General features: G+C 46.0%; 10 protein-coding genes. 6 read left to right on the forward strand and 4 right to left on the reverse strand.

Annotation, left to right across the window (positions count from 1 at the left end; all coding sequences use genetic code 11):
- Nucleotides 1–287 precede the first annotated feature (287 nt).
- From murA to ACKU40_RS04850, 6 genes are all read left to right on the forward strand, one after another.
- Nucleotides 288–1,541: a UDP-N-acetylglucosamine 1-carboxyvinyltransferase gene (gene murA / locus ACKU40_RS04825; RefSeq protein ID WP_320175390.1), complete on the forward strand. Its 1,254-nt coding sequence runs from the start codon at nucleotides 288–290 to the stop codon at nucleotides 1,539–1,541.
- Between the two features lie 15 nt (nucleotides 1,542–1,556).
- On the forward strand, nucleotides 1,557–3,962 hold the full coding sequence (locus tag ACKU40_RS04830) for a DNA internalization-related competence protein ComEC/Rec2 (protein ID WP_320175391.1): 2,406 nt from the start codon (nucleotides 1,557–1,559) through the stop codon (nucleotides 3,960–3,962).
- A gap of 124 nt (nucleotides 3,963–4,086) precedes the next feature.
- Nucleotides 4,087–4,485: a response regulator gene (locus ACKU40_RS04835; protein WP_320175392.1), complete on the forward strand. Its 399-nt coding sequence runs from the start codon at nucleotides 4,087–4,089 to the stop codon at nucleotides 4,483–4,485.
- A 242-nt stretch (nucleotides 4,486–4,727) separates the two neighbouring features.
- Complete coding sequence (gene ricT, locus ACKU40_RS04840; RefSeq protein WP_320175393.1) at nucleotides 4,728–6,065, forward strand: regulatory iron-sulfur-containing complex subunit RicT; 1,338 nt, start codon at nucleotides 4,728–4,730, stop codon at nucleotides 6,063–6,065.
- 221 nt (nucleotides 6,066–6,286) lie between these two features.
- Entirely contained in the window at nucleotides 6,287–8,227 is a 1,941-nt protein-coding gene (gene metG, locus ACKU40_RS04845) for a methionine--tRNA ligase (RefSeq protein ID WP_320175394.1), read from the forward strand.
- 129 nt (nucleotides 8,228–8,356) lie between these two features.
- Nucleotides 8,357–9,130, forward strand: coding sequence for a response regulator (locus ACKU40_RS04850; RefSeq protein ID WP_320175395.1), 774 nt, complete (start codon nucleotides 8,357–8,359; stop codon nucleotides 9,128–9,130).
- Between the two features lie 80 nt (nucleotides 9,131–9,210).
- Here the strand turns inward: ACKU40_RS04850 and ACKU40_RS04855 are convergent, their stop codons facing one another.
- The 4 genes from ACKU40_RS04855 to ACKU40_RS04870 are packed head-to-tail and all read right to left on the reverse strand — an operon-like array spanning nucleotide 9,211 to nucleotide 11,070.
- Nucleotides 9,211–10,152: a hypothetical protein gene (locus ACKU40_RS04855; RefSeq protein WP_320175396.1), complete on the reverse strand. Its 942-nt coding sequence runs from the start codon at nucleotides 10,150–10,152 to the stop codon at nucleotides 9,211–9,213.
- Between the two features lie 50 nt (nucleotides 10,153–10,202).
- On the reverse strand, nucleotides 10,203–10,436 hold the full coding sequence (locus ACKU40_RS04860; RefSeq protein WP_320175397.1) for a SlyX family protein: 234 nt from the start codon (nucleotides 10,434–10,436) through the stop codon (nucleotides 10,203–10,205).
- A 55-nt stretch (nucleotides 10,437–10,491) separates the two neighbouring features.
- Nucleotides 10,492–10,758, reverse strand: coding sequence for a hypothetical protein (locus ACKU40_RS04865; protein WP_320175398.1), 267 nt, complete (start codon nucleotides 10,756–10,758; stop codon nucleotides 10,492–10,494).
- A gap of 48 nt (nucleotides 10,759–10,806) precedes the next feature.
- Nucleotides 10,807–11,070: a FeoA family protein gene (locus ACKU40_RS04870; RefSeq protein ID WP_320175399.1), complete on the reverse strand. Its 264-nt coding sequence runs from the start codon at nucleotides 11,068–11,070 to the stop codon at nucleotides 10,807–10,809.
- Nucleotides 11,071–11,156 lie beyond the last annotated feature (86 nt).

Raw genomic sequence — 11,156 nt, forward strand, 5'->3', positions numbered from 1 at the left:
TCAAGAAGTTTTTGAAAAAAAGATCATTTTTTTTGTAATCATCAAATCCTGCAAGTGAAAGAGATGATTAACTTGTTTATAAAGCTGTGTTTTGATCTTAATAGAAAAATAGGCTGCGCACGGTCTTCACTAAAGACCCATTTTGTGCCACAAACAATTTGTTCTTTTGATACTGAAAGCAATCAGGGGTCGCGGAAAGGCAACGTCTTTTCATCAGGCTGCCGCAATGTCGATTTTGAGTTGTTAACTGTGGTAGCTTATTACCTGATAAATATAAGGATTTTTAGATGGATAAATTAGTCATTGAAGGTGGAGTCTCTCTTAACGGCCCAATCAGGGTCAGTGGTTCTAAAAACGCAGCCCTGCCCATTCTGCTGGCTTGCATTTTGCCGGAAGGTCCGGTTTGCCTGAGCAATGTTCCTCGTTTGAGGGATATTCATACTACTCTTAAGCTGCTCGATATTCTCGGCTGTGAAACATCTTTTGATGGTAATACTGTATGCAGCGAGGTTAAGGATCTTAAAATAGAAGCCCCGTATGATCTGGTTAAGACCATGCGTGCTTCCGTTCTCTGTCTTGGTCCCTTGCTGGCCCTGAAAGGCGAAGCCAAGGTTGCTCTTCCCGGCGGTTGTGCCATCGGCGCACGTCCTGTGGATCTGCATCTGACCGCATTTGAGCAGATGGGTGCTACATTTGATCTTGATTCCGGTTACATCCATGGTAAATGCGACAAACTTAAAGGTGCGCATATCCATTTTGATTTCCCCACTGTGGGCGGTACCGAGAACGTGCTCATGGCTGCTTCAATTGCTGAAGGGGAAACCATAATTGAAAACGCTGCCCGTGAACCTGAAGTTGTCGACCTTGCCAAGTTCCTTATTGCTTGCGGCGCAAAGATTTCCGGTCATGGAACAAGCATCATTACTATTCAGGGTGTTCCATCGCTTAAAGGGTGTGACTACAAAATCATGCCTGACCGCATTGAAGCCGGAACCTACATGGTTGCTGCGGCAATGACTGACGGTGAGTTGCTTATTCAGGATTGCCCATTTCATGAACTTGAGTCTGTTGTTTACAAGCTGCGCAAGATGGGCGTTTCTCTCGAGGAAGAGGAAGGCGGTGTCCGCGTACGTCGTGCTAACGGTCTTATTTCCGGTGTTGATATCACCACTCAGCCTTATCCCGGATTCCCCACTGACATGCAGGCTCAGCTCATGACCCTGATGTGTCTGTCCAACGGTGCCGGAACAATCGAAGAAAAGATTTTCGAGAACCGTTTCATGCATGTGCAGGAACTTGTGCGTATGGGCGCTAATATCAAGCTTAAGGGCCGTACTGCCATGATTCGCGGAGTCGAGAAGATGACCGGAGCCCCGGTTATGGCTTCCGATCTGCGGGCCAGTGCTTCCCTTGTTGTTGCAGGCTTAGCCGCTCATGGGCGAACTGATGTTCAGCGTATCTACCATCTCGACAGAGGGTATGAGAAGCTTGAAGACAAGCTTTCAGCAGTAGGCGCGAGGGTTTGGCGCGAGCAAGAGTAGTTGACCTGCCGCTTCATGAAACAGGTTGCGGATGATTTGATTGAAAAGAGCAGGCCCGGAATTCCGGGCCTGTTTTTATGGCAGGTTATTGTCCCTGCATTTGTCTTCGGCATCCTTTCCATTCAATGGTTGCTGCCTTCCATGACCGCTTTGCTGGTCTATCTCTTTCTTGTTTTTTTCTTTCGGCCTGAAAAAAGTGCTGCTTTTTTGATGCTCATGCTGTTCGGTCTTGGGCATTGGTATGGCAATTCTGTCCTTCCTCCCGGTCCCGGACCTATGCCGGAGTGGATGGCTGCCCGTGAAAAGGTGCAGCTTAGCGGTACAATCCAGAGCATTAAGGGGGCGCCGGGAAATCGTCTAAAAATACTGCTTGAAGATGTAAGTTGCCAGAGCAAGTCAGGTGTTACCGATCTCGGCGGATATCTGAACTGGACATGGGACAAGCCGGACCAGTTCCCTTTTGTGGGGCAGCAGGTTTCTTTTGTTGCACGGGTTAAACCTATTCACGGCTTCCGCAACAGCGGTCTTTGGGATTACGATTTTTATTGCCGCACCAAGAATATTCGTTACCGGACTTACACTAAAGGGGAGATCAAAGACGGCGGTTTGATGCCTTATCAACCGCAGGGCTTGCAGAAATTGCGGACTTCTCTGCGTGAGCATATTTTGAAGAATGCTCCACCTACTGACGGAGGGGCTATTTTCCCGGCTCTGCTGACCGGAGATCGCTTTTTCCTTTCCAACGACAGTGTTGAGCTTATTCGCAGGGCCGGGGTCTCGCATATCCTGGCGTTATCCGGTCTGCATGTCGGATTTATCGTGGCTATGGGATTCGGGTTGGCTTGGCTGATCGGCCTGATTTATCCGTGTATTTATTTGCGGATTCCCAAAATGCGTTTGGGTGTGCTGTTCTCTTTTGTCCCGGTTTTGCTCTATCTCTGGCTGGGGCAGTTCAGTCCATCTCTTGTGCGTGCTGTATGTATGTTCGGTTTCTGGGGCCTGCTCATGTTTTTCAACCGGGGCAGAGTCCTTTTGGACGGTCTTTTTCTGGCCGTTGTTGTGATTTTGGTTTTTGTCCCGCTTAGTGTCTTTGATCTGGGATTTCAGCTTTCGGTTTTGGCTGTGGCCGGAATTGCCTTGCTTTATCCTGTGTTTGCACGATTGATGCCTTCAGCCCACAATCCATCGCTTAAAGCAGTCCGTTTCGCGCTGGCAGTTTTTTACGTCAGTTTGTCAGCCAATATTGCCTTACTTCCGCTCATAGTCTGGAATTTCGGGGTACTCATTCCGAATTTTCTTTTCAATATACTTTTTGTGCCCATTATCGGGTCATTTATTATGCCAGTCTGCGGCGTTGGCGGACTCGTCTTTTCATATTTCAGCCCGGAAATTTCGCATTCATTATTTGTGGTCGGGGCAAAGGTTTTTGATTGGCTTCTGCAACTGGTGCGTGAGGCCGCCAGCATAGGTTTGCTGCCGGAATATGCTTTTTACCGTCCACATTGGGAAGAGCTGCTGATTTATTACCTCTTGCTGGGAGCTGTTCTTCTCTTGGTTTATGGAAAATTAAGACAGGCACAATTGTTACTCGTACCTGTTGTACTGCTGCTTGGAGTGCGCTTTTCAGGGGAATTCGGGCCGGATCGGGTACGCATGGATATTCTTGATACCGGACAGTCCCAGTGTGTGGTGATTACCGGTCCTGAAGGAACGCGTACTGTTGTTGATGGTGGCGGCGGATTCGGCAGGACCTTTGATATGGGGCGTTCTATCGTCGGGCCTTGGTTGACTTACGGTCATTTACCGCGAGTGGATAATATTTTCATGACCCATGGGGACAGGGATCATGCCGGAGGCTTGGCCTTTCTTCTGGAAAAGTTTTCTGTGGGCAGTTTTTATTCCAATGGAGATGTTCCCAGCGGGTGGATAGGGGAACGTTTTGAAGCGGCATTTGCAGAAAAGGGGCTAAATCCTCAAATTCTCGTAAGCGGGGAGAAGGTTGTTCTTGAGCCGGGCTTGATCATGGAGGTGTTGCATCCTTCACCTGTGTTCACGGGCAGCACTAACGACCGTTCTTTATATCTTAGACTGCTCTGGAACGGGCATCCGTTGTTATCCATTTCAGGAGATCTGGATCGTAAGGGGATACGGGCTGTTTTAAAGCATACGCAGGATCTTTCTTCCAGCGTACTGCTGCTTCCTCACCATGGTAGCGCCGGGTCGTATTCTCCTGAATTATATGAACGTGTTGCCCCTGCAATGGCTATTGCTGCATGCGGTTTTTTAAATCGTTTTAATTTTGTAGCAAAAAAAGTCATAAGTGAACTGGATAAAAGACACGTATGTATGTATACGACTTCCGCATACGGGATGATTACCGTGGAATGGAATAGTGAAGGGAAGGTGATAACTGGCCCTTGATTTAAAATGCATTTTTCTGATTATTGTTGCGCTGGAAACTTGATTTTCATGTGCAAAAGTGCCAATGTCTACCCATTGACCGAAGTCTATATGTAAAGCCTATGATGAATGGAGGTTTGTCTGCATGCGGGTGCTGATAGTTGATGATGATTTTTATTGCCGCAATATGTTGCATGAGATCATGAAGCCATATGCGCAGTGCGATATCGCCGTTAACGGTGAAGAGGCTGTTTTTGCATTTAAGAAGGGTCTTGAATCTGGAAAAGCGTATGATCTGGTTTGTCTGGATCTTGTTATGCCGGAAATGGACGGACAGCAGGCTTTGCGTGAGATCAGGTCCATTGAGAAAGATTTCAAGGTCGAGGAAAATGGCGCGGTTAAGGTTATCGTTACAACCATGCTTGATGACCGTAAGGAAACCCATGATGCGTTTTTCCTTGGCGGAGCCACCTCTTATCTTGTTAAGCCAATTGAAGAGAACAAGCTTGTGAAGGAGCTCAAAAATCTCGGCTTTTCAGTTTAATCTGGTTTAGAAAATTTCAGGATGAATATTGAGTCCTGTTTTTATATTTTTTGCCCTGAAATCAGGTAAGAATCCGCGGCTATTGCTGCGGATTTTTTTTGCTAAATATTAAAAATTGTTTTATTCAGGGCTATTAGGAATGGAAAACAGAATTGAAGTTCCTTTGGAAGTGGTCTATTGTGGCTCCTTCATATCAAGTTTTATCCGCCATGAGTTGCGGTTTTATATAAGGTTTTTTTACAATGTCACAGATTTTAGGCGTTAAATTTAACGATTTCGGACAGATATATTACTTTTCGTCCGGTCCTTTCGTTGTTCGGGAAGGACATTCGGTCATCGTGAAGACCGAGCAGGGCATGGGGCTCGGCAAGGTTTTTGTCGTGCAACAGGATCTGCCCGAAGATGTTACCGAGGACTCCATTAAAACAATCTACCGTCTTGCAGGCGAGGAAGACCTTGAAGCTGAAGTGGAAAACAAGGAACTTGCCCGCACAGCACACAGGTTTTGTAAAGATTGCATTGATCGCCAGAAGCTCGAGATGAAGCTTGTGGATGTTGAGGTCTTTTTTGATCGCAGCAAGATGATCTTCTACTTTACGGCTCCGGGAAGAATTGATTTTCGTGAGCTCGTTAAGGATTTGGTTAAGGAGTACAGAACCCGTATTGAACTGCGCCAGATTGGTGTACGCCATGAAACCCAGATGCTGGGAGCCATTGGCAACTGCGGTCAGATCTGTTGCTGCAGACGCTTTATGCGTAAGTTCATGCCGGTAACCATCCGCATGGCCAAGGAACAGAATCTTTTCCTTAACCCGACTAAAATTTCCGGTATTTGCGGCAGGTTGCTCTGTTGCTTATCGTTTGAACAGGAAAACTACGAAGATTTCCATCGTAAAAGTCCCAAGACCGGGAAGAAATACAATACCGTTCACGGTACTGTAAGGGTTACACGGACTAACTTTTTCAGGAATACCCTGACCGTTTTGCCTGAGCAGGGTGATGAGATTGAAATTCCCTTGGATGATTGGCCGGATATGATTAAGCCCTCCGGATCTAATCGGAGAGGGGAGCCTGATGCTCGTTCTGATGAACCTCGCAGGGGACGTCCTGAGGACGGAGATAATGGTTGGGAAGACCGCGATGGAGGCAGTTCAAGTCCTCAGCGCTCCCGTCCAGAACGTCCTGAGCGTTCGAGAACTGATCGTACCCGTCCTGAACGTTCAAAAAGCGACAGACCGAAAGCTGAGCGCCCAAGGCCGGAGCGTAAGCCTGTACGCGAGAACGTTGAATCTGAACAATCTGATGAGACAAAAGTCTCAGTGGATATGCTTGAAGAAAAACAGGAGAGCCGCAAGGATGATTCCCTGCAGCAGGAGAACCGGAAGCGTTTCTCCCAAAAGGATCGTCCTCAGCAGAGTCCGGAACAGAAAAGTCCGGAGCAGGATAGCCAACCTGCAGAGCCTGCTAAGTCCGGAGAAAATGATGAATCCGGCAAACCTAATAAGTCTTCACGCCGCCGTCCTTCAAGGCGCAGGCGTAAACGTAAGCCTTCCGGACAACGGAAGAATAAAAGCAATTAATTGTTAGAATAGAAATATTTGCTTATATTCGGGTTCTTCGCTATATGCGTTCTGCCCGTTAGCAGTAAGCAATCTTGCGGCCGGTTGAAAATGTCAGTATTCTCACCCGGCTGTTAAGATTTTTTACGCTGTATTCATTTCGGATTTTTCATGCGGCAGTAGCCGCTTTATATAATTTTTATTAAATCCGATTGTTATCACCTTAACAGGAGTGACTGATTTTGGATTCGTTTTTTATTACAACTCCCATCTATTATGTTAATGCAAAGCCGCACCTCGGCCATGCCTATACAACAATTCTTGCTGATTCCATGAAAAGGTTTCACAAGCTGCTGGGAGATGAAACTTTCTTTCTCACCGGAACAGACGAGCACGGTGACAAGATTGTACAGGCTGCGGAAAAAGGTGGCCAGACACCACGTGAATATGTCGACGAGATAAGCTCTCTGTTCAGCGGAATTTGGCCCGGTCTGCAGATTGATAATGACGATTTCATCAGGACTACTCAGGAAAGGCATATTAAGTGCGTTCAGGAAGTTCTGCAGAAAGTTTACGATAAAGGTGATATTTATTTCGGTGAATATGGCGGTCATTACTGCTTCGGATGTGAAAGATTCTATACAGAGAAGGAACTTGTTGACGGAAAATGTCCGCAGCACGAAACCGTTCCTGAATATATTGCTGAGAAGAACTATTTTTTCAAGATGTCCAAATATCAGGACTGGCTCATCGGGCATATCAATGCCAATCCCGATTTTATCCGCCCTGAAAGATATCGCAATGAAGTGTTGAGCCTTCTCAAGTCCGGCGAGCTTGAAGATCTTTGTATTTCCCGTCCCAAGAGCCGCCTGGAGTGGGGCATTGAGCTGCCCTTTGATGATAAGTTTGTGACTTACGTGTGGTTCGATGCTCTCATTAACTACATTACAGCACTTGAATATCCTGAAGGTGAGAAATTTAAGAAATTCTGGCCTAAGGCCAACCACCTTGTTGCAAAGGATATTCTGAAACCTCACGCAATCTTTTGGCCTACAATGCTGAAAGCTGCTGAAATTGAACCTTTCCAGCATCTTAACGTACACGGCTACTGGCTGATTAAAGATACCAAGATGTCCAAGTCTCTGGGCAACGTTGTTTCTCCGCTGGAAATGGCAGAGAAATACGGTGTTAATGCTTTCCGTTACTTCCTGTTGCGTGAAATGGTTTTCGGCAATGATTCCAGCTTTTCTGAGGAAGCTCTTGTGGGCCGTCTCAATGCTGATCTTGCCAACGACCTCGGCAACCTTTTCAGCCGTACCCTGTCTATGACCCATAAATATTTTGAGGGCAAAGTTCCGGCTCAGGGCGATGAAGGCGAAGAAGATTGCGAAATCAAGAGCCTTGGCCGTAAAGCAATGGCCGAATTCCAGAATAATTTCATGGAAGCGAAATTTTCCCGTGGCCTCGAAGGGCTTTGGGAACTTGTGCGCGGCTTGAACAAATACATTGATACCACTCAGCCTTGGGCTCTTTATAAAGAAGAGAACATGTCCCGCCTTGGCACTGTTATGTATGTCCTGCTTGAAAACATGCGTAAGATTGCAGTTCATCTCTGGCCGGTCATGCCTGAAGCCAGTGAGAAAATGCTGGAACAGCTGGGTATCGTGTTTGCTCCTGAAAAGGTAAACCTGCAGGGCGAAATTGATGTCTGGGGTCTTCTTGATCCGGACACCGAAGTTGCCAAGAAATCCAATCTTTTTCCGAGAGTGGAACTGCCCAAGGAAGAACCTGCTCCCACAGAGAAGGAAGCCAAGAAATCCAAGAAGCAACCCAAGCAGGCCAAGGAAGAAATTCCCGGAGTAATTGAGTTTCCCGATTTCCAGAAAGTGGATATGCGTGTGGGAACCGTGCTTTCCGTAGCTAAACACCCTGATGCTGACAAGCTGCTGCTGGTCAAGATCGATACCGGTGACGATGAGCCTCGTCAGGTTGTGGCCGGGCTGGCTGAATTCTTCAAGCCTGAAGAACTGGAAGGCCGTCAGGTTGTTGTGGTTGTGAACCTTCAGCCTCGCAAGCTGCGCGGTGAAGTGTCTCAGGGCATGATCCTCGCTGTGCGTAACGGCGAAGAGATGCAGCTGCTGAGCGTTAGCGCACCAGTTGCCAACGGATGTAAGGTTTCTTAAATTTATTTTGTGCTAGTAAATGAAAAAGGCAGTCCTGATAGGGCTGCCTTTTTTTATGGATTTTATTGAATTATTAGTCTATTTTATGCGATAAGAGTTTTAAAATGGAATGTGGTATAGGAGGGTGCAGTGAGCTTAATTGAATTTTCTTCTGTAGCAAAAGGCTATACTAAAAGTCCGTTAGGTATAATAGCTCTTTTTATTGTCCTCGTATATGGCTTGGCAGCACTTGTTGTTGGATATGGAAACAACTCAAATATTGAGATCACTCCCTTGATTTATTTTATGAGTATTTTTCCTGTTATTGTATTCTTTGGTTTTATGTGGCTTGTCACAAAGCATCATCGAAAATTGTATGGTCCTTCAGATTTCAAAGACGAGGAAAATTTTTTGAAAACTCAAATTTCCTCCGCCGCTTTGTTAGCGGCAGCTGAAACCAAGTACTCTGGTGATGGTAAGGAATTAAATGGAAATAAGATTGATGAAATAGTTGATTTGCTGATTTCAAATGTTTATCAGAATAAGTCTAGAGAAAAATGGAAAAATAAAATTCTTTGGGTTGATGATGTGCCTGAAAATAATATTTATGAGCGTCAGGCTTTTGAGGCTCAAGGTCTTGAGATAAGGTTGGCTTTGTCTACTGATGAGGCTTTAACTATCATGGATCAGGAGAAATTTGCAGTTGTTATCTCTGATATGGGGCGTGCAGAAGGTACTCAAGAGGGATATGTTTTGCTGGATAAATTAAGGGCTTCAAATGATAACACTCCGTTCATTATTTATGCTGGGTCAAATCTGCCCAAACATAAGCGAATGGCTCGAGAAAGAGGTGCACAGGGTAGTACTAATAGAGCTAACGAGTTGTTTCAACTCGTGATGGGTTTTGTAAATAATGGAAAGTAGAGATTTATGTTGCAAGGTTAGGCTAAGTTGTTTTGAGGCAGTCCTGATAGGGCTGCCTTTTTTTATGTTTTGGGGAGCGGTTAATTTGAAAACTGAAGATTGAATTCCTGCTCCAGAATTTTTTTGGCGCGATTTTCGTTTTCCGCATAAAGATTTGTATCGAAAAGGGCCTGATGTCCGCTCCAGTGTTGTGCAATTTCTGACAAATCCTGATGGGCGCAAGTGTGTCCTTGATGATGAACATCCCTAAACCATGCCATTGCCGTATCATACACTATTCCCAGATTATTCTGGAATTCCTGCCATTCTTCACCCTCTTTTAATTCGCGCTTAACTCCTTCGAATACGTGAGCTCCGAAAGGTCGTGCCGGACCGATTGGAACTGTGGCCGGTCGGGCCTTCTGCATATTGATTAATGCGCACCACTCGTTGACGCGGCATGATGGCAGAGGCCAAGGCTTTTTGCGCAGCGACGGGCACACCATGTAATTCGATACATCCGTGGGGATATATCCTTTGGGATCACTGGCTATGGCTATGAACTCCTTCAGGGTAGGGCGGTAATCCTGATATGTTTCCGGTGAACATAATTTATGGTGGAATGCCGGACATTGGCAGCATAAACCGATTGTTCCGGCGGCTATGTTGTCGCCGATCACTCCCATAAGGAGATTTACCGGATCAGCTGTGAAGTAGACATCGTTGTGGACGGTCAGCACGAAATCTTTATCAGTGTGTTCCCATCCGTATTGATATCTAATTGAGTGGCGGTACGCGTCGTCGGTAAGCAATTCCTCTTCGATATGGTTGATCCAGCGCCAGTCAGAGGGTTTGTAAAGGGTTATGTTGTCCAGTAGGTCCAGAATAAATTGTCTTCCAAGAGCCTCAGTTTCCTCCGGCCTATCCTGAACAAACCAGATGCGGTCAATCCAATGCCCACTGTGTTTCATAAGTGAAAGCAGGGAAAGTGCCGTTTGAAAAGGCTTGCCGTAAGCATTAATGAGCACGTCAATTTTTTTCATATCGGAATCCAAGGCTGGCAGGTTTTTAGAGAATGCTGAATTTTGGAATTTTAAAGCTGACCGTAGTGGGGCGGTGGTGCGTCATCCTGCGGTGAAGCATGGGCAACAGCATCTTTCAGGTCCTTCATCTGACTGACCATGAGCAGGAGTTTTTTCTCAAGATCGGATATCTGTTTTTGCTGGGCGATGATGAACTTGTTCAGCTCTTCAACTGTCTGATCTTGAAGCGCGAGGGCAGTTTCAAGACTTTCTATTCTTTCTTCGGTGGATTTTATATTACTCATAGCTGGAAAATGCCAGAAGAGCTGAGGGAAGGCAAATAAAACAAGCTGGTGGGAGTTAAGCTTTGGTCTTTTTAGGAAGGTCGTATGGAATATCAACACCATTGATGACCAGATCTACAACCCGGCCTTCTGTGCGTTCAACAAAGTCTCTGTAATTTTTAAGGGAATTCATAGTCGCGATAGAATCTTCGGTGCTCGACCAGACACCGTATGTCGCCTTGATCCGGTCATGTACTTTTTTCATTTCCAGAATTGTGAGAGACCACCATGAACCGTCGCTGGCGAGAATTTCAAGGGATTGCCATTTTGCGTCTGAACTCATGGGAAAATCTTCTTGATCTGTTTGGCGAAAATACGTGAAGGGTGTATATTAAAATGCACTGCATTTGTTGCAGTCACAGACCGGAATTGCCATGATCTTTTGGGCCATTTCGCAACCGATGGCATACTGCGCGCTGCGCACTCGTATATTCATACGGCCGTTATTGTTGATGATGTCAACAATTGTGCCGGGGATAATGCCCATGGAAAGAAGTCTGCCGCGGCAGCACTTCCCGGCATCAAAACCGGTTACTCTGACCGACATTCCGCTTTTGTAGCTGGATAGCGGTCTTGCTTCTGCTGTTTGTATCATTGCGTTCATTGCAATTGAAATTTAAAGTCAGTTGTTTGCTTTGTCAATGGTGCGGGAGAGTTATCATATAAATAAGGTGGGCAACT

Origin of the sequence: Maridesulfovibrio sp., from assembly GCF_963666665.1 — a bacterium.
Classification (GTDB): Bacteria; Desulfobacterota; Desulfovibrionia; order Desulfovibrionales; family Desulfovibrionaceae; genus Maridesulfovibrio.

Excerpts from the sequence above, each read along its gene's own strand:
- murA (WP_320175390.1), top strand. The coding sequence starts at position 288 with ATGGATAAATTAGTCATTGAAGGTGGAGTCTCTCTTAACGGCCCAATC.
- ACKU40_RS04830 (WP_320175391.1), top strand. The coding sequence starts at position 1,557 with ATGAAACAGGTTGCGGATGATTTGATTGAAAAGAGCAGGCCCGGAATT.
- ACKU40_RS04835 (WP_320175392.1), top strand. The coding sequence starts at position 4,087 with ATGCGGGTGCTGATAGTTGATGATGATTTTTATTGCCGCAATATGTTG.
- ricT (WP_320175393.1), top strand. The coding sequence starts at position 4,728 with ATGTCACAGATTTTAGGCGTTAAATTTAACGATTTCGGACAGATATAT.
- ACKU40_RS04855 (WP_320175396.1), bottom strand. The coding sequence starts at position 10,152 with ATGAAAAAAATTGACGTGCTCATTAATGCTTACGGCAAGCCTTTTCAA.
- ACKU40_RS04860 (WP_320175397.1), bottom strand. The coding sequence starts at position 10,436 with ATGAGTAATATAAAATCCACCGAAGAAAGAATAGAAAGTCTTGAAACT.
- ACKU40_RS04865 (WP_320175398.1), bottom strand. The coding sequence starts at position 10,758 with ATGAGTTCAGACGCAAAATGGCAATCCCTTGAAATTCTCGCCAGCGAC.
- ACKU40_RS04870 (WP_320175399.1), bottom strand. The coding sequence starts at position 11,070 with ATGATACAAACAGCAGAAGCAAGACCGCTATCCAGCTACAAAAGCGGA.